Here is a 22,177-nt window from a genome sequence, read left to right as displayed (position 1 = left end):
ACCCTACGAGAGCCGGGGCGGCGCTGCTCAGGAAAATCGTAGGGTGCGCCGCGCGCACCGACAAGCCTGCGGGAGCGCCCCGGACGAAGCGCTGTGCCCGGTCGAACTCCCTCGCGGTGCGCAGGGCGCACCGTACGGGAGTGGAGGCTTCGCTGCGCACGAAAACCGTAGGGTGCGCCGCGCGTACCGACACCGCGAAGCGTGCGGCATGAGCGAGCCCGGCGCACGCTGGTTCGCCGATCGGGGCTGGACGCCCTTCCCCTTCCAGCAGGCCGTGTGGCGCGCGGTGAAGGACGGCGACTCCGGCCTGCTGCACGCCACCACCGGCGCCGGCAAGACCTACGCCGTTTGGTTCGCTGCGCTGAACCACTTCGCCAGACCGCGCAGCACTCCGGCGAAACGTGGCGACAAGGCGGCGCCGCTGACGGTGCTCTGGATCACCCCGATGCGCGCCCTCGCCGCCGACACCGCGCGCGCCCTGCAAGCGCCGCTGGACGAACTGGAGATCGACTGGAGCATCGGCCTGCGCACCGGCGATACCGGCAGCGCCGAGCGCGCCCGCCAGGGTCGTCGCCTGCCCAGCGCGCTGGTGACCACGCCGGAAAGCCTGACCCTGCTGCTGACCCGCGCCGACGCCCGGCAGACCTTCGCCGGCCTGCGCATGCTGGTGGTGGACGAATGGCACGAGCTGCTCGGCAACAAGCGCGGCGTGCAGCTGCAACTGGCGCTGGCGCGGCTGCGCCTCTGGAATCCGCAGCTGATCGTCTGGGGCCTCTCCGCCACGCTGGGCAATCAGGCCCACGCGCTGGAGGTGCTGCTGGCGCCGGGCGACGGTCGCCTGGTGCAGGGCGAGATGGCCAAGGAGCTGCGCGTCGATACCCTGCTGCCACCGGCCATCGAGCGCTTTCCCTGGGCCGGGCACCTGGGCCTGCGGATGCTGCCGCAGGTGGTCGCCGAGGTCGAATCCGCCGCCACCTCGCTGGTCTTCACCAACACCCGCGCGCAGTCGGAAATCTGGTACCAGGCGATCCTCGAAGCCCGCCCGGACTGGGCTGGCCTGATCGCCCTGCACCACGGCTCGCTGTCGCGCGAGGTGCGTGACTGGGTCGAGCTGAGCCTGAAGGACGGCTCGCTGAAGGCGGTGGTATGCACCTCCAGCCTCGACCTCGGGGTGGATTTCCTGCCGGTGGAGCGGGTGCTGCAGATCGGCTCGCCGAAGGGCGTGGCGCGCCTGATGCAGCGCGCCGGGCGCTCCGGCCACGCCCCCGGCCGGCCATCGCGGGTGACCCTGGTGCCGACCCATTCGCTGGAGCTGGTGGAAGCCGCCGCCGCCCACGACGCCGTCGCCGCGCGGCGCATCGAAGGTCGCGAGGCGCCGGCCAAGCCGCTCGACGTGCTGGTCCAGCACCTGGTGAGCATGGCGCTGGGCGGCGGTTTTCGGCCTGATGAACTGCTGTGCGAAGTCCGCCAGACCTGGTCCTACCGCGCCCTGAGCGACGACGAATGGGCCTGGGCGCTGGCCTTCGTCCGCCACGGCGGCCACTCGCTGACGGCCTACCCCGACTACCAGCGCGTGGAGCCCGACACGAACGGCCTGTGGCAGGTGCCCGACCGGCGCCTGGCGCTGCGCCACCGGATGAGCATCGGCACCATCGTCAGCGACGCCAGCCTGACGGTGAAATACTGGACCCGCGGCGGCGCCGGCGGCTCGCTGGGCTCGGTGGAAGAGGGCTTCATCGCGCGCCTGCGCCCCGGTGACGGCTTTCTCTTCGCCGGTCGCCTGCTGGAACTGGTGCGGGTCGAGAACATGACCGCCTACGTGCGCCGCGCCACCAGCAAGAAGGCCGCGGTGCCGCGCTGGAACGGCGGGCGCATGCCGCTTTCCAGCGAGCTGGCGGACGCCGTGGTGGAAAAGCTCGGCGCGGCCTCGCGCGGCGAATACGCCAGCGCCGAGATGCGCCTGGTGCAGCCGTTGCTGCAGGTGCAGCTGGACTGGTCGGCGCTGCCCACGGAAACCAGCCTGCTCGCCGAAGTGCTGCGCTCGCGCGAGGGCTGGCACCTATTCCTCTACCCCTTCGCCGGCCGCCACGTTCACCTCGGCCTCGCCAGCCTGCTGGCCTGGCGCCTGGCCCGGCGCACCCCGGTGACCTTCTCCATCGCGGTGAACGACTACGGCTTCGAGCTACTCTCGGCCACCGAGGTCGACTGGACGCGCTGGCTGACGGCGGAGCTGTTCGCCACCGAGGACCTGCTGCACGACGTGCTCGGCAGCCTCAACGCCGGAGAGCTGGCGCGGCGGCGCTTTCGCGAAATCGCCCGCATCGCCGGGCTGGTCTTCGCCGGGCGCCCCGGTGCGCAGAAGAGCGCGCGCCAGCTGCAGGCCTCCAGCGGGCTGTTCTTCGACGTGTTCCGCCAGTACGACCCGGACAACCTGCTGCTCGGCCAGGCTCAGGAAGAAGTGCTGCGCCAGGAGCTGGACGTGCAGCGCCTGGAACAGACCCTGCAACGCCTGCAGACCCGGCGCCTGGACATTCGCCCGGTGAAGCGGCCGACGCCGCTGGGCTTTCCGCTGCTGGTGGAACGCATGCGCGAGAGCATGAGTTCGGAAAAACTCGCCGATCGCATCCGCCGCATGGTCGAAGACCTGGAAAAGGCCGCCGGCGCGGGCGGCTATCGCAGCGACAGCATCGAGGTGGAGCGCGAAACCGCGCGGCCGCGAACCCCGCGCTCGCGCAAGGACGGCACACCGCGCAAGAAGCGCAAGGCCGGCGAATGAGCGGCCACGCGAACGACCGACAGGCATGAACGAAAGGCTGTAAGCGATGACCGAACACCTGCCGATCACCCTCGCCGGCGCCGAACTCTGGCTGCTCGGCGACAAGGCGATCCACTGGCCGGCGCAGCAGGCGCTACTGATCGCCGATGCACATTTCGGCAAGGCCGCCGCCTACCGCAAGCTGGGCCAACCGGTGCCGCACGGCACCACCGAAACCAACCTCGCGCGTCTCGACGCGCTGCTGGCGCGCTATCCCAGCCGGCGAATCGTCTTTCTCGGCGACTTCCTCCACGCCCCGGAATCCCATGCCCCGGCCACCCTCGCCGCGCTGGCCGAGTGGCGGCAGGCGCATACGGCGCTGCAGATTACGCTGATCCGCGGCAACCACGACCGCCGCGCCGGCGATCCGCCCGCCGAGCTGAACATCGAGGTGGTCGCCGAGCCGCTGCTGCTCGGCCCCTTCGCCCTGCAGCACGAACCTCACCCACATCCCAGCCACCACGTCCTGGCCGGCCACCTGCACCCGGTGCATCAGCTGCGCGGGCGTGGTCGGCTCAGCCTGCGGCTGCCGTGTTTCCAGATTGGTAAACGAGTGAGCGTGCTGCCGGCGTTCGGCAGTTTCACCGGCGGAATGGACGTCGCCGCCGCCCCGGGAACCAGGCTCTACCTGGCGGGCGACGGCGGCGTGTGGGCACTGCCGGGAGAGGGATCAGCGGGCGGCGATGCCGGTGATGGTGATGCCGTAGTCGTTGAGTAGACGCATCGCCGGCTCGGCGCTGCTTTCTTCGCCATCGCCGAACTCGCCACGTTCGAGGTTGCGGGACGCCCATTCGAGCACTTCGAGGACCGCCTGCTCCATGGTCGGTTTGTCGGCGGACTCGATGTCCAGGGTCGAAGTGTTGTTGTCGTTGTTATAGCTGATTGTCCATTGCGCCATGCGCTGCCCTCCTCATGAGCGAAATTCGGAACGGGGTCACCGTGATGAGTGGGTTAGACCCACCCAACGCGTACAGTTCGCCCGTTCGTGATCGGCCCGTCTAGGCGACGGGGATCGGCGGCGGCTGGTCGGGAAGCGTCGGCTCGCCAGGTTCGCTGGGCGTCGGCGGCAGGCCGGGTTCTTCGGGGTCGCCGGGAACGCCACCGGCCAGCAGGGGCGCGGGATTCGCATGGGGATCGCGTTCGCTGTGCGGGCTATTCATGGTTTCTACCTCCAACGATGGATGGGGCACTCACTGCATGAGAGCCCGATAGCGCCTTGCGAATTCCCTCCGGGTGCCGGACGGCGCTGCTCAGCCCCAGGCCTGGTGCAGCAGCAGCGGCAGGATCTGCCCGGCCGGGCCGAGCAGGCAGACGTCCTCGCCGGACACGCCCTGGGGCTTTTGCGGGTTCACGTGCAGCAGCGTCGCGCCCTGCTGCCGGGCCACGTCCGGCAACTGGGCCGCGGGGTGCACCAGCCCCGAGGTGCCGACGCTGAGGAACAGGTCGCAGGCACCGGCGGCGGCGAAGGCGGCGTCCAGCACGTGCGGATCCAGTCCTTCGCCGAACCAGACCACGCCCGGCCGCACCGGCCCGCCACAGCGCAGGCAACGCGGCGGCGCCAGGTAGCGCCCGGCTTCCGGTTCGTCAGGCATGGCGTCCAGCGGGTGCGCCGCCGCGCAGTCGAAGCAGCGCGCCTGGTGCAGGCTGCCGTGCAGGTGCAGCACCTCGCGGCTACCGGCGCGCTCGTGCAGGTCGTCGACATTCTGCGTGATCACGCGCAATTGGGGCAGGCGCTGCGCCAGTTCGACGACCGCCCGGTGGGCATCGTTCGGGCGTGCCTGCAGCACCTGCATGCGGCGCCATTCGTACCAGCCCCAGACCCGCTCCGGGTCGCGCAAGAAGGCCTCCGGCGTGGCCAACTGTTCGGCATCGAAGCGTGACCAGAGCGCGCCGCTCTGGGCATCGCGAAAAGTGGCGATACCGCTTTCCGCGGACATACCGGCGCCGCCGAAGACCACCGCGCGCTGCGCCGATCGCACGGCCTCCAGCACGGCCCCGGGCAGCCGGTTGGCGGCGCCGGGAGTGGGGTCAAAATGCCAGGTCGAGGTCATGCTGGGCTCCGTGGTCAGGCGCAGGTTGCCGGAAGGCGCTGGGCCCCGGCGCGGGGTTCGTCGTGCAGCGGATAGCGCACGTTGAAGCCGAGCATGAACAGCGCCTGCTCGAAGTCGCCCAGGCTCGCGCGAATGCCGCGCTCGGCAAGCAACTCGCGCGCGCGCAGCAGTATCGTCGAGCTGCCGCGCACCAGCTCCGCCCAGAGCCGGTCGGGATGCCGCTCGGCGCGGCGCGACTGCTGGTAGAGCGATTGGAACGCATAGCCCGCCTGCGACGGATTGCGCGAATCGTAAGGCCTGGTCTGCGCCGCGCCCCAGCGGAACGCCAGCGACGCCGGCACACCGAGCGTACCCTGTGCCGCCAGCAGACGCCGGGCGAGCAGCCCGAGCGCGGCACCGACACGACCGTCATAGATGATCAGCGACGCCGGCGAAGCCGCCGCGTAGACCTTGGTCATCGCCGCGTTCATCAGCAGGTCGGCGCCATCGAAGCGCGCCAGCGACGCCGTCGAACCCGGCTGCAGCAGGGCGACCGCGGCGAGCGTCTGATGGCACAGCGTGGAATTGGCGAACTGCCGCTCGACCCACAGCCGCGAGCCGTCGCTCGGTTTCTTCGCCACGCCGCCCCAGGTGAAGATCGCCAGGCAGAAATGCCGGGCACCCGACTCGTCGCCCTCGTCCAGCGCCGCGCGCAAACCGGCGGCCAACACCTCGAACGGCTCGCCGGACTCGCGCTGCGTCCAGGAGTAATGCCGCTGCGCCTGCTCAAGGGAGACGCACCACCAGCTCGTCGCTTCCTGGCCGGCCAGCGCGCGCCACTGCTTCCAGGCCGGATGACGACTGATCGGGAAGCCGTGTAGCCGCGGCGCCGCCTCGACGCTCGGCCAAAGGTCGGCGAGGTGGCGGGCGAAGGCTTCCTGGTGCACATCGGGCCGTTCGGGCATGGCACTTTGTTCCGTGAATGATCGGGCGGGCAGCGCCGCATCCTAGACCAGTTCAGCGGGCCGCGGCAGTGCGCGGGGGTGCTCCGCAGCGAGCTCCCCGCGCGCGGTTGGCGCGATTGGCCGCAGCCATTATCCTGCGCGTCTGCTTTACTCAAACCCGGAACCCGCCATGCGTTCACGCCCCTTCCTCGCCGTGCTACTGCTTCTAGTCTGCGGCTGGAGCGCCGCCGCGATAGCCGCGCCAGCGCCCTGGTACTGGTGGCAGAGCGCCGACAGCGAGCGACGCGTCTGTGCCCAGCACAGCCCCGCGCCGAACTGGCAGCGGGTCAGTGGTCCCTTCCGCAATGCGGCCTGCAAGCCCTGAGGACCGCAACCCGCGACGAGCCCCAACGATGTCTTATCAGGTTTCTCCCATCGGCTACGTTCATTCCTGTTTCAAGGAGAAGTTCGCCATCCCGCGCCAGCCACACCTGGCCCCGGCCGCACGCGGCGTGCTGGAACTGCTGCCGCCCTTCGACAAGGCCGAGGCCCTGGACGGCCTGGAGCAGGTCAGCCACGTCTGGCTGCTGTTCCTCTTCCACCAGGCGCTCGAGGACCAGCCGCGGCTCAAGGTTCGCCCGCCGCGCCTGGGCGGCAACCGCTCGATAGGCGTGTTCGCCAGCCGTTCCACCCACCGTCCGAACGGCATCGGTCAATCGGTGGTGAAGCTGGACAAGATCGAGACCGGGCGCCTGTGGCTGTCCGGCATCGACCTGCTCGACGGCACGCCGGTGCTCGACATCAAGCCCTACGTGCCCTACGCCGACAGTGTCGCCGAGGCGCGCAACGGCATCGCACCCACGCCGCCGACCTCGATTCCGGTGCAGTGGAACGATCTGGCGCTGCAGGAAGCCCGCGAGCACGCGCAGCGCCTGGGCGAGCCGCTGGTGGAGCTGATCGAGCAGTGCCTGTCGCAAGACCCGCGCCCGGCCTATCAGCAACCCGAGCCCGAACGCCGCTACGGCGCACGGCTGTGGGACGTCGACGTGCAATGGCACTACCCGCAGGCCGGGACCATCCGCGTGCTGCAGGTCAGCTGAGTTTCCCAGCGGCGCCTCACAAGACCGCCGGGAAAAGCGCCCACAAAAAAGCCCGCCGGAAGGCGGGCTTTTTCACATCGACTCACTCACTTCTCGACGAAGGCGCGCTCGATCAGGTAGTCGCCGGGCTCGCCCATGCGCGGGGAAATCTTCAGGCCGAAGCTGTTCAGCACTTCGCTGGTCTCGTCGAGCATGCTCGGGCTGCCGCAGATCATCGCGCGGTCGTCCTGCGGGTTGATCGGCGGCAGGCCGATGTCGCTGAACAGCTTGCCGCTGCGCATCAGGTCGGTCAGGCGACCCTGGTTGCGATAGGGCTCGCGGGTGACGGTGGGGTAATAGATCAGCTTCTCGCGCACCGCGTCGCCGAAGAATTCGTTTTCCGGCAGTTCCTGGGTGATGAACTGCTCGTAAGCCACTTCGTTCACGTAGCGCACGCCGTGGATCAGGATGACCTTCTCGAAACGCTCGTAGGTCTCCGGGTCCTGGATCACGCTCATGAAGGGCGCCAGGCCCGTGCCGGTGCTGAGCAGATAGAGGTGCTTGCCGGGCAACAGGTCGTCCAGCACCAGGGTGCCGGTGGGCTTGCGGCTGACGATCAGCTCGTCGCCTTCCTTGAGGTGCTGCAGGCGCGAGGTCAGCGGGCCGTCCTGCACCTTGATGCTGAAGAACTCGAGGTGTTCTTCGTAGTTCGGGCTGGCGATGGAGTAGGCGCGCAGCAGCGGGCGACCGTCAACTTCGAGACCGATCATGACGAACTGCCCATTCTGGAAGCGCAACCCTGGATCACGGGTCACCTTGAAGCTGAACAGGGTGTCGTTCCAGTGATGAACACTGAGAACGCGTTCGGTCGCCAACTTGCTCATTCGGGGTCTCCAGATAGAAGCAGCCGCCCAGGCGGGCAGAGAATTGCGCGGGATTCTAATCGCGCCCACAATATCTGTTAAATGAATTATCAAGATAAGGGTTATCGGTTATATAGATATGCGTTTTACCCTCCGGCAATTGCAGATCTTCGTCGCCGTGGCCCAGCACGAAAGCGTCTCGCGCGCGGCCGAATCGCTGGCGCTTTCCCAGTCGGCGGCGAGCACCGCGCTGACCGAACTGGAGCGGCAGACCGACTGCCAGCTGTTCGACCGCGCCGGCAAGCGCGTCAGTCTGAATGCCCTCGGCCATCAGCTGTTACCCCAGGCGATGGCGCTGATCAACCAGGCCAAGGCGATCGAGAACCTTCTCGACGGTCGCAGCGGCTTCGGCTCGCTGGCGGTGGGCGCGACCCTGACCATCGGCAATTACCTGGCGACCCTGCTGATCGGCAGCTTCATGCAGCGCCATCCGGAATGCAGGGTGAAGCTGCAGGTGCAGAACACCGCCAACGTGGTGCAGCAGGTGGCGCATTACGAACTCGACCTCGGGCTGATCGAAGGCGATTGCCGGCACCCGGACATCGAGGTGCAACCCTGGGTGCAGGACGAACTGGTGGTGTTCTGCGCGCCCGGCCATCCGCTCGCCGGTCGCGGCCGGGCCAGCCTGGAGGAGCTCACCGCCGAGGCATGGATTCTGCGCGAAAGCGGTTCGGGGACGCGGCTGACCTTCGAGCAGGCCCTGCGCACCCACCTCGCCGAACTGAACGTGCGCCTGGAGCTGGAACATACCGAAGCGATCAAGCGCGCGGTGGAGTCGGGCCTGGGCATCGGCTGCATCTCGCGCCTAGCGCTGCGCGACGCCTTCCGCCGCGGCAGTCTGGTGGCGCTGGAAACGCCCGACTTGGACCTGCGCCGGCAGTTCTATTTCATCTGGCACCGGCAGAAGTACCAGACCGCGGCGATGCGCGAGTTCCTCGAACAGTGCCGCCAACTCACCGCTGGCGTGGAGCGCAGCGACCAGGTGCAGCTGCTGCCGATCGCCTGATCAGCCCAGCAGGATCAGCGCCCAGACCACCGCGATCATCGTCAGCGCGACGAACTGGGCGGCACTGCCCATGTCCTTGGCATCCCTGGACAGCGGGTGCCGCTCCAGGGAAATCCGATCGACCACCGCCTCGATCGCCGAATTGAACAACTCGACGATCAGCGCCAGCAGGCACACGGCGATCAGCATCGCGCGTTCGCCGCGGCTGACCGAGAAGACCAAGCTGAGCGGAATCAGCGCCAGGTTGAGCAGCACCAACTGGCGGAACGCCGCCTCGCCGCGGAAGGCGGCACGCAGCCCGGCCAGGGAATACCCGGTGGCATTGAAGACGCGTTTGAATCCGACCTGCCCTTTGTACGGTGACATGCTGCGCCCCTCGCTGTTCGAGGGGGCGATGCTAGGCGGCGGTCGGTCAAGAAAACGTGAAGCGAGGCGGCGATCAGTTCGCCGGGATGCTTTCCATCTGCTGCAGCAGCAGCGCGGCCTGGGTGCGGGTGCGTACGCCGAGCTTGCGGAAGATCGCGGTGACGTGGGCTTTCACGGTGGCTTCGGAGACGCTCAGCTCGTAGGCGATCTGCTTGTTCAGCAGACCCTCGCACACCATCGTCAGCACGCGGAACTGCTGCGGGGTGAGGCTGGCGAGGCCGGCGCTGGCGGCCTTGGCTTCGGCGGAGACGCTGACCGCGGTGTCCGAGAGCACCGGCCACCACTCGTCGCCATCGAGCACCGCGCGCACGGCATGCTGGATCACTTCCAGCGGGCTGGACTTGGGAATGAAGCCGCTGGCGCCGAACTCCCGCGAGCGGGCGACCACCGCGGCCTCTTCCTGGGCCGAGATCATCACCACCGGCACCTGCGGGTACTGACCGCGCAGCAGCACGAGGCCGGAGAACCCGTAGGCGCCCGGCATGTTCAGGTCGAGCAGCACCAGGTCCCAGTCGCCCTTTTCCGCCAGGCGGCTTTCCAGCTCGGCGATGCTGGCGGCTTCCACCAGCCGCACGCCGCTGCCCAGCCCCAGCGTCAGAGCCTGGTGCAACGCGCTGCGGAACAGCGGGTGATCGTCGGCGATGAGAATTTCGTGGGCGGCCATGACATATCCCTATTTCTTGTTGGGCCCGAACATTCGAGAGGGTGTTACGGACGTAACGCGCGATCCCGGGCAACGCGGATCAGCCAACGACGGCTGGGCTGGTAAGCCCGGCCATCCGGCGTGAATGAGCACCCTGGTGCCGATTTCGACGCCACACGGACCCGCATCGTTCCTAAACACCCCTCTGAGCGGCGCCAAGCATGCCGAGCGATGCCGGGGTGGTCAAGCTGCGGGCTTTGCGGCAAAGTCTGCGCCTTTTTCCGCCGAGAGTCTTCATGCGAAGCCACGCCCTGCGCGCCGACCTACTGATGGTCCTGACCGCCCTGATCTGGGGGTTTTCCTTCGTCGCGCAACGCCTCGGCATGGACTCGGTCGGCCCCTTCCTCTATACCGGTCTGCGCTTCGCCCTCGGCAGCCTGGTGCTGTTGCCGATCGTGCTGTTCCTCGGCCGCGCCCGAAACGGCCAGCCGCGCCAGCCGCTCAATCGGGGGCTGGTGCTGGGCGGCATCGGCATGGGCCTGGCGGTATCGCTGGGGATCAACCTGCAGCAGGTCGGCCTGCTGTTCACCAGCGTCACCAATTCCGGCTTCATCACCGGGCTCTACGTGATCATCGTGCCGCTGCTCGGACTGCTGATCGGCCAGCGCGCCGGCGCCGGCACCTGGCTGGGCGCCTCGCTGGCGGTGGTGGGGATGTTCCTGCTCAGCGTCGGCGAGGGTTTCCACGTCGCCTCGGGCGACTGGCTGCAACTGGCGGGGGCGTTCGTCTGGGGCGTGCATGTTCTGCTGGTGGGGTTCTTCGCCAGCCGCCACGATCCGCTGCGCCTGGCGCTGCTGCAGTTCGCCACCTGCGCGGTGGTCAGCCTGCTGCTGGCGGTGTGCCTGGAGGACATCCGCCTCGCGGCGATTCTCGACGCCGGCCCGGCGATCCTCTACGGCGGGCTGTGCGGCGTGGCGATCGGCTACACCCTGCAGGTGGTGGCGCAGAAACACGCCATCGCCTCCCATGCGGCGATCATCCTCTCGCTGGAGGCGGTGTTCGCCGCCCTCGCCGGCGCGCTGTTCCTCGACGAGCTGCTCTCGCCGAAAGGCTACATCGGCTGCGCGCTGATGTTCGCCGGCATGCTGGTGGCGCAGCTGTGGCCGAGGAAAGCGGTTTGACCCTGGCGTTCGTGGCGCGGCTGTCCGCGCAGGCGGGATGACGCAGTGCCTGGTGGATCGGTAAAGCGCGATCCACCCTACGGCAGGAAGGCTTTCAGGCGCTGGTGCGCGTCGTCCTGCGGGTCGATCTCGTGGTGATATTTCGCGCCCAGGTAATGGGCGGTGAACACGTCGAGGTAGACGCCCAGCGCATCGGCCGCGGCGTCATCGCCGGCCAGCTCGAGGCAGAGCGCGGCGACTTCGGCGGTGCACAGGTGGTCATCGCGCTTGGAGCGGCGCAGGCGGTAGCGCGAGAGCTGCTCGGGCTGCAGGCTGAGCACCGGCAGGCGATCCAGGTAGGGACTCTTGCGAAACATCTTGCGCGCCTCGGTCCAGGTGGCGTCGAGCAGGACGAACAGCGGCCGCTTGCCCTCTTCCACCCGCACCTCGTCGACCACCCGTTCGGGCGCCGCGTACTCGCCGGGGAACACCAGGTACGGCTGCCACTGCGGGTCTTCCAGCAGCGCCGGTAGCGCTGGGTCGACCGCGGTGCGCAGCCAGCCGAACGCCGAGGTATCGCGTACCAGGTCGGCGATCAGCCAGCCGGTGTTGCTCGGTTTCAGCGCTTCGACGTCGTGCATCAGCAGGCACATCGCCGAACGCGTCTCCACCCGTGGCCGCCAGGCGCATACGCAGTGGCTGAACTGGATTCGGCAATCGGGACAGCGTGGCGCACGCGATCCACGGGCGACGAAGGGTTTCAGGCTGCGGGCGAGGCGTTCGGCGCGCAGGCGGGCGACGGCATGCATGATCGGCGGGGACTGGCGAAGGGCCGGCGAGTCTAACAGACCCGCCGGCACCGCCCCAGGCATCAGAAGCTGTGGTTGAGCGCCAATCCGATGAAGTGGATGCGGGTCTTGTACTCGCCGCTGTAGGTGCCACCGTTGCCGGTGCAGCGAACCCCGCTGTCCTGGTAGAGCCCGCCCGCGCCGGGCACCCAGCCGGCCGGCGAGCAACCGTCCGTGTAGTCCATCTTGCCGCTATCGAACTTGACGAAGCTGTAGGCCAGGTCCACCGAGGTCTCCGGGGTGAACTTGTAGTTGGCGCCGAACGACAGCCAGTAGCGGTCCGCGTCGGGGAAGCCGGGATGGCGCAGGTCGGTGCCGTTCACCGGCGATTTGTCGTAGGCCACCCCGGTGCGCAGCATCAGGTCCTTGGTGTACTGGTAGTTCATTCCGAGGGAGATCTTGTAGGTGTCCTTCCAGTCCTGCTTGACCGACAGATCACCCTCTTTGACGCCATTGAAGTACGGGTAGCCGGGAGTCTCGTCGATCGCCAGGCTCACGGTGTCCAGCCGCGAGTGGCCGGTGAAGGTCAGGTCGGCCATCAGCGCGATGCGCTCGTTGAGCTGATGGAAGGCGCTGAAGGACAGCGTTTCCGGCGTGTCGATGTTGCTCTTGCCCTTGGAATGCAGTGGGTGCAGGCGCGTGGCAGCGAAATCGCCCGGGTTGATCCAATTGCTCGGGTCGAGCACCGAGAGGATGTCTTCCGGCGGCGTGGAGGGGTCCGGCACCGCGCCGCTAACGCCGGCGAAGCTCCACTTGGTGTCGCCCTCTAGGGTGTGGCGGATGTGCGAGCGATAGGCGATGCCGAACCGGGTGTTCTCGGTCGGCTCCCACATGTAGCCGATGTTCCAGCCGAAGCCCCAGTCGTCGCCCTTGGCGCGGAAATAGCCGTCGCCGTTGACGTTGTCGGCGAAGTTCGAGGCCACGCAATCGACGAAGGCGTCGCGGCTCTGCAGCGGATCGCAACTGGCAATCTGCTCCGGCACCCCAAGGCCCAGCGGGTCGAGGATGGGATTCAACTGTCCCGCCGCTGCGGCGAGGAAGGTCGCCGCATAATTCTCATCGACGAACTGCCCGGCCAGTTGCCGCGACGCGCCTTTCACGTCCGCCGCGCCGCGCTGGGTGGACTTGATGTACTGCGCGGAGATGCCGAAGCCGACGCTGTGGTGCTCGTTGAAGCGGTAGGCGATGCTCGGGTTGAAGTTCACCGTGAGCAGATTCGCCGACTGGATACCGTAACGGCCGGCCCAGTCTTCCTGATAATCAAGCTTGGCGCCGTAGGGCGTGAAGATGCCCAGGCCGATGGTGACGTTGTCGTTCACCTGATGGGAGATGTACAGGTTCGGCGCGGCGGCGGAATCGGGCAGGTAGGAGCCGGCGTTGCCCTCAACCGGGTTACCGAAGACGTCCACGCTGCCGTTGTCGTGGTATTCGCCGCGGGGAATCACGATGGTGATGCCGTTGGTGACCTGATCGCCCTTGAGCCGGGTGAGGCCCGCCGGGTTGTAGAAGATGGTCGAAGGATCGGCCGCCTCGGCGCCGTTGGCGTGGGCGGTGCCCTGGGCGGAAACCGATTGCGAACCGAAGTGGTAACCCGAGGCGAGCGCCGTGGGTAGGTGGGCGGCCACCAGGCCGCCTGCAAGCATGGCCAGAGGCCAACGCTGGGGCTTTCTTGTCATTATTCTCAGCTCCTAGAGCATTCTGCTGTCAGCCTGGAGGCTCGATACAGTCAGGCCTCCTGCCTTCCCTGGGCGTGTTGTCGCAACCTGGGCGCTATTCTGACTGCGGACATCCGCGGAATTTCCCCGATCTTTGGTCGGGGAAGGCAGAAAGCCATCTTTTCGCTGTCGCGTTTGGTAACACTTAAGCGACCCTGTTCGTCAGCTCCCGCTTCGGCTCACAATCGCCTCCCTCGGAAGTCGCGGCGAACGCCCAGGCACGCGACCGGTCCAAGCCCCTGTCATTCGCTCCGGAGAACCTCATGCCGCGTTTCACTGCCCTCGTCCTCTGCGCCTTGCTGCCCGTTGCCGCGCAGGCCGCATCCCTCAAGGAAACCGAGCTTTCCGCCATGCTGCAGAAGGTCGCCAAGGAAAGCAGCGTCGGCACTCCGCGGGCGATCAACGAGGACATCCTCGACCAGGGCTACACCGCCGAGGGCAAGGAGCTGATCAACCATCTCAGCGTGCTACCGGCGCACGCCGCGAAGATGCGCGCCAACCCGGACGCGGTACGCGCCCAGCTCACCGCGAGCGTTTGCGGCAACCCCGGCTACCGCAAGCTGCTCGACCAGGGCGCCCTGCTGCGCTACGAGTTCTCCGAATACCAGACCAATAAGCCGGTCGGCACTGCGCGCTTCTCCAAGGCAGACTGCGCCCAGTGAGGGCCGTCTGCGCGGCGCGAGCCGTCCTGCCTGCTGAACCCTCTGCCCCACGCGGGTAAACTGAGGCCCATCGAAGCGCGTCAACACTCATCGTCCGAGGCGTCTTTTGCGGCGCCGCACGACGCGCGTTTCGATCTGCCCTGACGGCCTACGCCCCCCACGATGGGTGCGAGGCCGACAAAACCCGATTCGAACGCCGGCGCGATTCCGCCCCCCCGTGTGGGCCATCCGCTCAGCCCGACCGCTGTACGGGCTCGCTGGCGTCAATGCCGTTTCGCGCCCGTGGATGGCCGGACGACGAAGGAGAAGTTGCGTGACCCATCCCATCGAAGAAGCCCGCTCCCCGCTCGCCCACAGCGAGGAGGAGTTCGAGCGACGCCTCGAAGAACTGGTCGAGGCCCGCGTCCCGGAAAACAGCCGCAACCTGCCGTTGTACCGCGAGATGCTCGCCACCGTGCTGCGCATGGCCCAGGCCGACCGCAACCGCTGGGACGCAAAGATCATGCTGCAGACCCTGCGCGAGATGGAGCACGCCTTCGCCACGCTCGCGCAGTTCAAGGGCCGCCGCAAAGTCACCGTGTTCGGCTCGGCGCGCACGCCCATCGAGCATCCGCTGTACGCGCTGGCCCGCGAACTGGGCGCGACCCTGGCGCAGCGCGGGCAGATGGTCATCACCGGCGCTGGCGGCGGCATCATGGCGGCCGCCCACGAAGGCGCCGGCCTGAATCACAGCCTGGGGCTGAACATCACGCTGCCGTTCGAACAGCACGCCAACGCGACCGTCGACGGCACCGGGAACCTGCTGTCGTTCCACTTCTTCTTCGTTCGCAAACTGTTCTTCATCAAGGAGGCCGATGCCCTGGTGCTCTGCCCGGGCGGCTTCGGCACGCTGGACGAGGCGCTGGAAGTGCTGACCCTGATCCAGACCGGGAAAAGCCCGCTGGTCCCGGTGATCCTGCTGGACGAGCCCGCCGGCAGCTACTGGCGGGACGCCTTGCAGTTCATCAGCCGGCAACTGGGCGACAACCGCTACATCCTGCCGGGCGACATGAAGCTGATGCGCCTGGTGAACAACGTGGCGGACGCGGCGGACGAAATCGACCAGTTCTATCGCAACTTCCACTCCAGCCGCTGGCTGAACAACCGCTATGTCCTGCGCCTGCGCCATTCACTCAGCGAAGCCGCGCTCGACCGGCTGCGCCAGGACTTCACCGACCTGTGCCTGAGCGGCAGCTTCGAGCAACTGCCCTACGACGAGACCGAACAGGATGAACCGGAGCTCAGCCAGCTGACGTGGCTGGTCTTCGCCTTCACCGGCCGCGACCACGGCCGCCTGCGCGAGTTGCTGGACTTCGTCAATCGCCCTGAGCACTGGGCGAAGCGCTGATCGGGCCGTTCGCCCACGTCAGCCGGCGTTCCGCAAGGACGCCTGTTGGCGCTTGGCAGGCTTTCAAGGTCATGCACGCGCAGCCGCCCGAGCGACAAGCGCTCAGTCAGGCCTCGCCCATCATGCGAAGTCATTCCTTCCTGCAAGGCACTCCTGGGCGATACGGCCGGATCGTCCTTGCCGGGTGCGCGATCCTGAGGCAGATGCGACTGCGCTGACGAAACCTGACAACGAAGCTTTTTCCACCGCGCCGCCGGTACGGCCGTTGTCGGTGGCGGGGGGCGAGATCGATGGGTGAGCAGGAGAAATGTCCGCCAGACCTGGCGGCGGCCATGCAGGAACGAAGCACCTGTTGAATGCCGAGACCACCGAAGGTGGCAGCTCAATCGTCCAGGGCGCCGCGTAGCAGCCGGCCGATCATTTCCAGGGAGTAACCGCGGTAGGCGAGAAACCGCCCCTGCTGGGCGCGCTCGCGGGCATCGGTAGGAAGCTGGCCACGAAACTTGCGCTGCCAGACGTCGCGCAGGTTTTCGCTCCAGTCGATGTTCGACCGCTGCATCGCCTGTTCGATATCGTCGCGCTGCAATCCACGCTGGCCCAGTTCTTCGCGAATGCGCTGCGGCCCGTAACCGGCACGCGCGCGGCTCGAAACGTAGCTTTCCAGGTAGCGAGCGTCGCTGAGCAGGCCGTCTTCGGCCAACCGTTGCAATGCGCTGTCGATGAGTTCGGGAGGGGCGCCGCGCTTGCGCAGCTTTCGGGTCAGCTCGACGCGGCTGTGTTCACGCCGCGCGAGCAGATCCATGGCCGCCCGGCGTACCGCGACCGGTGTGTCGAGGACGACGGGCATGCCGTGACTCAGAGGTCGATGTCGGCCGTCTCGTCGGCCGCGACCGCAGAGGCCTTGCTGTCGGACGGTGCGACCAGCATTTTGTCGCGGATCGCCTTGTCGATGGCGTTGCCGATTTCCGGGTTGTCTTCCAGGAACTTGGCGGCATTGGCCTTGCCCTGGCCGATCTTGTTGCCTTGGTAGCTGTACCAGGCGCCGGACTTCTCGACGAAACCGAGTTGCACGCCGAGGTCGATGATCTCGCCGTTGCGGTAGATGCCCTTGCCGTAAAGAATCTGGAACTCGGCCTGGCGGAACGGCGGTGCCACCTTGTTTTTGACGACCTTGACGCGGGTCTCGCTGCCGACCACTTCCTCGCCTTCCTTCACCGCGCCGGTACGGCGGATGTCCAGGCGCACCGAGGCGTAGAACTTCAGCGCGTTACCCCCGGTGGTGGTTTCCGGGCTGCCGAACATCACACCGATCTTCATGCGGATCTGGTTGATGAAGATGACCAGGCAGTTGGCATTCTTGATGTTGCCGGTGACCTTGCGCAGGGCCTGGGACATCAGGCGAGCCTGCAGGCCGACATGGGTATCGCCCATCTCGCCTTCAATTTCGGCCTTCGGCACCAGAGCGGCCACGGAGTCGACGATGATCACGTCGACCGCGTTGGAGCGCACCAGCATGTCGGTGATTTCCAGGGCCTGTTCGCCGGTGTCCGGCTGCGAGACCAGCAGGTCATCGACGTTGACGCCGAGCTTGCCGGCGTAGTCCGGGTCGAGGGCGTGCTCGGCGTCGACGAACGCGCAGGTCGCGCCCTGCTTCTGGGCTTCGGCGATCACCGACAGGGTCAGGGTGGTCTTGCCCGAGGATTCCGGGCCGTAGATCTCGACGATCCGGCCCTTCGGCAGGCCGCCGATGCCGAGCGCGATGTCCAGGCCCAGCGAGCCGGTGGAGATGGCGGGAATGGCCTGGCGATCATGATCGCCCATGCGCATCACCGCGCCCTTGCCGAATTGTTTTTCGATCTGGCCAAGGGCCGCAGCCAGGGCGCGCTTCTTGTTCTCGTCCATTGAAGTCCTCTCGATTCAAGTGGGCCAGAGGCCACGACAACTGTATAAGTAGCCAGTATTAGAGCACAGGGTTGGCCGGTCGCCTACCCCCGCTCGGGATTTTCTCCGGCAGCTAGTCGGATAAATCCTTCGAGGGCGGCCTGCACGGTGGCGTGGCGAACCTGGTCGCGATTTCCAGGGAATTGCCGGCGTTGCGCGAACAGCCGTTCGCCGTCCGCCCAGGCCAGCCATACGGTGCCGACCGGCTTCTCCGGGGAACCGCCGTCCGGGCCGGCGACGCCGCTCACCGCCACGCCGAAACGCGCGTCGCTGCGGCTACAGGCGCCGCGCACCATCGCCTCGACGACCTCACGACTGACCGCGCCAACCCGCGCGAACAGTTCGACCGGAACCCCGAGCTGGGCGGTTTTCTGGGTATTGGAATAGGTGACGTAGCCGGCCTCGAACCAGGCGGAGCTACCGGGGATGCGGGTGATGGCTTCGGCGATGCCGCCACCGGTGCAGGATTCGGCGGTGGTGACCTGGGCGGCAAGTGGTTTCAGGCACTCGCCCAGTTGCCGGGCAAGATCGGTAAGCGTGTCCATGGCGTTCTCCGCAGGGTCGGGCATGCATACCCTACCTCAGTTGCGGCGCCGATCAGATCAGGGGCATCTTCGTTGTGCGCGGGCACCAGACCCGGGCCATCCTCCGTTGCAAAGCGGTCCAGGATGAACCAGCAACAGCGCCGAGGATCAGGACAGCACCTCAATCTCCCGCACCGCGGCGGCCGTGGGCGCGCTGTACAGCGACTGATTAGCGGCAAGTGCCTTGTACTTCAGCGCCTGGGCTTCTTCATGGCTGGCGCAGACGAAGTAGAAATCGTTGAGATAGAGCCGCCACAACGGCTGCGTGCCTTCTACTCTTTCGACCCTTACCACCATCTCCACACTCTCCGCTAGACGCCGGAATTGGCGTTCACGCAAATGACCGGAGCGGCGACGGTGAAGTTCAGCCAGGCCTGCCAGACGGCTTGCAGCTCGTCGGAACGCCATTCAGCCTTCGAGCATTTCGCGGATCCTGCTGCCCAGCGCATCCAGCGCGAACGGCTTGGTCATCATCTCCATGCCCTCGGCGAGCAGCCCACCGCGCACCGAGGTGGACTCCGCATAGCCGGTGACGAACAGCACCTTGAGTCCCGGGCGACCTTCGCGGGCGATATCGGCGAGCTGGCGGCCGTTCATGTCGGGCAGGCCGACGTCGGTGACCAGCAGGTCGATCTGCGGCTCGCGCCCGAGCAGCGCCAGGGCGGCCTTCGCATCCGCCGCCTCGAGGTAGCGATAGCCGAGCACGTCGAGCACCTCGGTAATCAGCATGCGCACGCTGGCCTCGTCTTCCACCACCAGTACGGTTTCGCCCAGACCGTAGGGCGCGCGGGGCGATTCGACTTCCAGCGGCAGTTGCTCATCCGGCGCGCGGCGCAGGTAGAGCTTCACCGTGGTGCCGCGACCCACTTCGCTGTAGATCCTGACGTGGCCGCCCGACTGCTTGGCATAGCCGTAGATCATCGACAGCCCCAGCCCGGTGCCCTGCCCCAGCGGCTTGGTGGTGAAGAACGGGTCGAAGGCCTTGGCGAGCACTTCCGCAGACATGCCCGAGCCGGTATCGGACACCGAGATCACCACGTACTCGCCGCTGGACACCGCCTCCAGGCCCGAGGTGTAGGAGTCGTCGAGCACCGTGTTCGCCGTGTCGATGCTCAGGTGGCCGCCCGTGGGCATGGCGTCACGGGCGTTGATGGCGAGGTTTACCAGCGCGCTTTCCAACTGGTTGGCGTCGCTCAGGGCGTGCCAGAGGTTATGGTGCAGCGCGGTCTCCAGGCTGATGCGCTCGCCCAGGGTGCGCCTGAGCATGTCGTCGAGGCCCTCGATCAGCAGGTTGACGTTGCACGGCCGCGTGTCCAGCGATTGCCGGCGGGCGAAGGCTAGCAGGCGGTGGATGAGCGCCGCGGCCCGCTGTGCGGCCGAGGACGCCGCGTCCATGAAGCGCTCGATGCCGTCGCTGCGCTGGGCGTCCAGACGCCGCTTGAGCATGTCCAGCGAGCCGATGATCACGGTGAGCAGGTTGTTGAAGTCGTGCGCGATGCCGCCGGTCAACTGGCCGATCGCCTCCATCTTCTGCGACTGGCGCAGCTGTTCCTCGGCGAGATGCAGCGCCTCGGCGCGCGCCTTGTCCGCGGTGAAATCGCGCCCCACGCCGCTGATCACCCCGTCACTGAAGACCGCCCCCCAGGTGATCCAGCGGTGGCCGCCGTCCTTGTGCAGCATCTGGCTGTCGATGCCGGAAATACTCGCGCCGTCCTCGACGAGGCTCATGTCCTGCCGGGCTCGCTCCTGGTGGTCAGGATGCACGAAGTCGAGCGCGTTGCGGCCGACGGATTCCTCCATGCTCCAGCCGAGCACGCGCGTCCAGGCAGGATTCACGGCGAGCAGGGTTCCATCCTTACGGCACAGGGTCATGATGTCGCCGGACAGCTGCCAGAGGCGGTTGCGATCGGCGGTGCGCTCCGCGACCTGCTGCTCAAGCGTCTCGTTGAGCCGGGCCAGCGCCTGGGACGCGGTCTTCTGCTCTTCGATGTCGGTGTTGGTGCCGACCCAGCGGATGATCGCGCCCTGCTCGTCGCGCACCGGCAGTGCGCGGGTCAGGTGCCAGCGGTACACACCATCGCGCCGACGCAGGCGGAATTCGGCTTCGTAGGTGTCGCCATTGAGCAGCGCCGCCTGCCAGCGCTCGGCCGTCTGCGGCATGTCCGCGGGATGCATGATGTGCCGCCAGCCGTGGCCCTCCAGGTCTCCCGGCGTGGCCCCGGTATAGTCGTAGATGCGCTCGTTGAACCAGTCGAGCAGACCGTTGGGCAGCGCCATCCACACGTGATGCGGCATTGCCTGGGCCAACGCGCGGAACTGCGCCTCGCTGGCGCGCAGCTCGGTGGCGGCACTGATCGCCCGATGCGCCGCCGAGGCGAAGCGCGACAGGCTGGTGAGCAGGCGCAAGTCCTCGGCATCGAACTGGCCGTCCGGATCGTGGCGGACTGCCCAGAGCGTGCCGATCGGCTGGTGTTGGACATGAAACGGCGTGAGCAGCAGCTCGATGACCGGTGGATCGATTAGCGCGGCGCCCGCGTAGCGCCGGCCCGGATCGCGCAGCAACAGGCTGGTGTCGCGGTCGATCACCTCGCCGCAGGGGCTGGCGAAACGCGACATCCGCCCTCCCACCCGCGGCGCCCAGCAACCGGCGACGGCGTGCCAGTGGAACCACTCCACGCCCGCAGCGTCCGTCTCGAGAATGCTGACACCGGCGGAATCCGCCTTGCAGGTCTCGACCACCAGCTCGACCAGCCTCTGCAGAACGGTTGCCGGACTTTCCGCCATGGCGTCCGCCAGTTCCGCCAGGGCACGGTTCTCACGCTCGAAGTCGGGCACACGGGAGGGGCGCGAGCCAAGAATCCGGATCGCAGAGCCATCCTCGTGTACTGATGAATCGTCCATCGCCGTTCCCCTCAATTAGCCATCCATGGGCACTCAGTACTTCTATGGGCGCTTACCGGCGCTGCGGACGACGCATGCCGACGGCCGCTGGCGTTGCCCCTGGATCACTGTATCGGGCGCCGACACAGGCTGAACACCCACCCGCGCCCCGATAATGGCGCCTTCCGACGATTGAACGATGAAACTGCCCGACGGGCGCTCACTACAGAATTTTCACCCGTTCATCATCGGCGCTTCACAGCCCCTGCGACAGGATCGCTCCCGACCCACCAGGAGCGTTCCATGAGACTCGTATCAATCCCGACCCGCCTCTTCCCGTCAGCCTGGGCGATGCTGCTCTGCGGGCTGCTGGCCTCGCTGCCTGGCTTCGCCGCCACCACGCCCGGCGAAACGGGCGGCGCCCGCGCGCCAACCTGGGCGACGCCCCTGAACGGGACGTTCAACCTCTATCGGATGTCTCCCACCCTCTATCGCAGCGCGCTACCGGCGCGCGCCAACCGCCAGCAGCTGGAAAAGCTCGGGGTACGAACGGTGATCAGCTTCATCGAGGACAGCGACGCGCCCTGGCTCGGCGACTCCGGCGTACAGCGGGTGAACATTCCGCTGCACGCGGATCGCGTCGACGATGCCGACGTCATCGAGGTGTTGCGCGCCGTACAACGCGCCCAGGCGAACGGGCCGGTGCTTATCCACTGCAAGCACGGCCGCGACCGCACCGGCCTGATGGCGGCGATGTACCGCCAGGTGATCGAGGGCTGGAGCAAACAGGCGGCGCTGGATGAAATGCAGCACGGCGGCTTCGGCGACCCGCGACGCATGGAGGATGCCATCGCCTACGTGGAAAGCGCCGACGCTCCGGCGATTCGACGGGCGCTGGCCAATGGCGACTGCAGTACCTCGCCCTTTTCCACCTGCCTGGTACAGGGCTGGCTGCAGCAACGCGTCGAGGCCAGCGCGGACTGACATCGGGCGCTTTGCGCGGGCGCTGATCCGTACCGCGCGTAGCCCCCTGTACCTGCTGGCGCCAGATCGCCCGTGGTAATCTTCGCCATCGCCGCAGCCAGCCGCTGTATTGTCTTCCGGGTGATCCGGCGCCGCTCTCCGACCGCGCGC

At 67.3% G+C, this 22,177-nt stretch carries 23 protein-coding genes; 9 read left to right on the top strand and 14 right to left on the bottom strand.

What is annotated here, in order from left to right:
- The first annotated feature begins 208 nt into the window (after positions 1-208).
- Both B2X67_RS01860 and pdeM read left to right on the top strand, forming a co-directional pair.
- A complete protein-coding gene (locus B2X67_RS01860) occupies positions 209-2,776 on the top strand; it encodes a ligase-associated DNA damage response DEXH box helicase (protein ID WP_286784417.1) in 2,568 nt (855 codons plus the stop codon).
- 46 nt (positions 2,777-2,822) lie between these two features.
- Complete coding sequence (gene pdeM, locus B2X67_RS01855; RefSeq protein WP_286784416.1) at positions 2,823-3,533, top strand: ligase-associated DNA damage response endonuclease PdeM; 711 nt, start codon at positions 2,823-2,825, stop codon at positions 3,531-3,533.
- Here the strand turns inward: pdeM and B2X67_RS01850 are convergent.
- From B2X67_RS01850 to B2X67_RS01835, 4 genes are all read right to left on the bottom strand, one after another.
- Entirely contained in the window at positions 3,486-3,713 is a 228-nt protein-coding gene (locus tag B2X67_RS01850; protein ID WP_273231828.1) for a hypothetical protein, read from the bottom strand. The genes pdeM and B2X67_RS01850 overlap by 48 nt on opposite strands.
- Before the next feature lie 100 nt (positions 3,714-3,813).
- Positions 3,814-3,975 carry a hypothetical protein gene (locus B2X67_RS01845; protein WP_282339726.1) on the bottom strand — a complete coding sequence of 54 codons (162 nt, stop codon included), beginning with the start codon at positions 3,973-3,975 and terminating at the stop codon, positions 3,814-3,816.
- A 90-nt stretch (positions 3,976-4,065) separates the two neighbouring features.
- The gene (locus B2X67_RS01840) at positions 4,066-4,866 is read right to left on the bottom strand and encodes an SIR2 family NAD-dependent protein deacylase (RefSeq protein WP_286784415.1); all 801 of its coding nucleotides are present in this window, start codon (positions 4,864-4,866) and stop codon (positions 4,066-4,068) included.
- A gap of 14 nt (positions 4,867-4,880) precedes the next feature.
- The gene (locus tag B2X67_RS01835; RefSeq protein WP_286784414.1) at positions 4,881-5,810 is read right to left on the bottom strand and encodes a hypothetical protein; all 930 of its coding nucleotides are present in this window, start codon (positions 5,808-5,810) and stop codon (positions 4,881-4,883) included.
- Between the two features lie 169 nt (positions 5,811-5,979).
- On the opposite strand from B2X67_RS01835, the gene B2X67_RS01830 reads away from it, so the two are divergent.
- Together B2X67_RS01830 and tsaA are read left to right on the top strand one after the other, a co-directional pair.
- Positions 5,980-6,174 (top strand): hypothetical protein, encoded by a 195-nt coding sequence (locus B2X67_RS01830; protein WP_282339731.1) that lies wholly within the window; start codon positions 5,980-5,982, stop codon positions 6,172-6,174.
- A 28-nt stretch (positions 6,175-6,202) separates the two neighbouring features.
- Positions 6,203-6,889, top strand: a complete 687-nt coding sequence (gene tsaA / locus B2X67_RS01825; RefSeq protein WP_286784413.1) for a tRNA (N6-threonylcarbamoyladenosine(37)-N6)-methyltransferase TrmO — start codon at positions 6,203-6,205, stop codon at positions 6,887-6,889.
- An 86-nt stretch (positions 6,890-6,975) separates the two neighbouring features.
- Here the strand turns inward: tsaA and fpr are convergent, their stop codons facing one another.
- Positions 6,976-7,752 (bottom strand): ferredoxin-NADP reductase, encoded by a 777-nt coding sequence (fpr, locus tag B2X67_RS01820; protein ID WP_090226740.1) that lies wholly within the window; start codon positions 7,750-7,752, stop codon positions 6,976-6,978.
- A 118-nt stretch (positions 7,753-7,870) separates the two neighbouring features.
- Here fpr and B2X67_RS01815 point away from each other — a divergent pair, with 118 nt between their 5' ends.
- Positions 7,871-8,797, top strand: coding sequence for a LysR family transcriptional regulator (locus tag B2X67_RS01815; RefSeq protein ID WP_282339737.1), 927 nt, complete (start codon positions 7,871-7,873; stop codon positions 8,795-8,797).
- On the opposite strand, the gene B2X67_RS01810 is transcribed toward B2X67_RS01815, so the two are convergent.
- Positions 8,798-9,163, bottom strand: coding sequence for a diacylglycerol kinase (locus B2X67_RS01810; RefSeq protein WP_282339739.1), 366 nt, complete (start codon positions 9,161-9,163; stop codon positions 8,798-8,800).
- Positions 9,164-9,236: 73 nt separating this feature from the next.
- Positions 9,237-9,887, bottom strand: coding sequence for a response regulator transcription factor ErdR (erdR, locus tag B2X67_RS01805; protein ID WP_090226733.1), 651 nt, complete (start codon positions 9,885-9,887; stop codon positions 9,237-9,239).
- 200 nt (positions 9,888-10,087) lie between these two features.
- On the opposite strand from erdR, the gene B2X67_RS01800 reads away from it, so the two are divergent.
- Entirely contained in the window at positions 10,088-11,047 is a 960-nt protein-coding gene (locus B2X67_RS01800; RefSeq protein ID WP_376747717.1) for a DMT family transporter, read from the top strand.
- Between the two features lie 77 nt (positions 11,048-11,124).
- On the opposite strand, the gene B2X67_RS01795 is transcribed toward B2X67_RS01800, so the two are convergent.
- The gene (locus B2X67_RS01795; protein WP_286784432.1) at positions 11,125-11,838 is read right to left on the bottom strand and encodes a tRNA-uridine aminocarboxypropyltransferase; all 714 of its coding nucleotides are present in this window, start codon (positions 11,836-11,838) and stop codon (positions 11,125-11,127) included.
- A 59-nt stretch (positions 11,839-11,897) separates the two neighbouring features.
- Entirely contained in the window at positions 11,898-13,550 is a 1,653-nt protein-coding gene (locus B2X67_RS01790) for an OmpP1/FadL family transporter (protein WP_282339746.1), read from the bottom strand.
- Between the two features lie 302 nt (positions 13,551-13,852).
- Between B2X67_RS01790 and B2X67_RS01785 the strand changes: the two genes are divergently transcribed.
- Complete coding sequence (locus B2X67_RS01785; protein WP_090226723.1) at positions 13,853-14,251, top strand: quorum-sensing-regulated virulence factor family protein; 399 nt, start codon at positions 13,853-13,855, stop codon at positions 14,249-14,251.
- 325 nt (positions 14,252-14,576) lie between these two features.
- Complete coding sequence (locus tag B2X67_RS01780; protein ID WP_282339804.1) at positions 14,577-15,638, top strand: TIGR00730 family Rossman fold protein; 1,062 nt, start codon at positions 14,577-14,579, stop codon at positions 15,636-15,638.
- A 382-nt stretch (positions 15,639-16,020) separates the two neighbouring features.
- Here the strand turns inward: B2X67_RS01780 and recX are convergent, their stop codons facing one another.
- From recX to B2X67_RS01755, 5 genes are all read right to left on the bottom strand, one after another.
- A complete protein-coding gene (gene recX / locus B2X67_RS01775) occupies positions 16,021-16,485 on the bottom strand; it encodes a recombination regulator RecX (protein WP_282339749.1) in 465 nt (154 codons plus the stop codon).
- 8 nt (positions 16,486-16,493) lie between these two features.
- Positions 16,494-17,540, bottom strand: coding sequence for a recombinase RecA (gene recA / locus B2X67_RS01770; RefSeq protein WP_090226715.1), 1,047 nt, complete (start codon positions 17,538-17,540; stop codon positions 16,494-16,496).
- Between the two features lie 83 nt (positions 17,541-17,623).
- Complete coding sequence (locus tag B2X67_RS01765) at positions 17,624-18,124, bottom strand: CinA family protein (protein WP_286784431.1); 501 nt, start codon at positions 18,122-18,124, stop codon at positions 17,624-17,626.
- Between the two features lie 147 nt (positions 18,125-18,271).
- Entirely contained in the window at positions 18,272-18,571 is a 300-nt protein-coding gene (locus tag B2X67_RS01760) for a hypothetical protein (protein WP_286784411.1), read from the bottom strand.
- Positions 18,572-21,064: a PAS domain-containing protein gene (locus tag B2X67_RS01755; protein ID WP_282339756.1), complete on the bottom strand. Its 2,493-nt coding sequence runs from the start codon at positions 21,062-21,064 to the stop codon at positions 18,572-18,574.
- A gap of 282 nt (positions 21,065-21,346) precedes the next feature.
- Between B2X67_RS01755 and B2X67_RS01750 the strand changes: the two genes are divergently transcribed.
- Positions 21,347-22,027, top strand: coding sequence for a dual specificity protein phosphatase family protein (locus tag B2X67_RS01750; RefSeq protein ID WP_286784410.1), 681 nt, complete (start codon positions 21,347-21,349; stop codon positions 22,025-22,027).
- The last annotated feature ends 150 nt before the right edge of the window (positions 22,028-22,177 follow it).

The sequence above is a fragment of the Pseudomonas sp. UBA3153 genome (genome assembly GCF_002364635.1).
Classification (GTDB): domain Bacteria; phylum Pseudomonadota; class Gammaproteobacteria; order Pseudomonadales; family Pseudomonadaceae; genus Pseudomonas_O; species Pseudomonas_O kuykendallii.
This window is presented reverse-complemented; position numbering and strand designations above follow the sequence as displayed.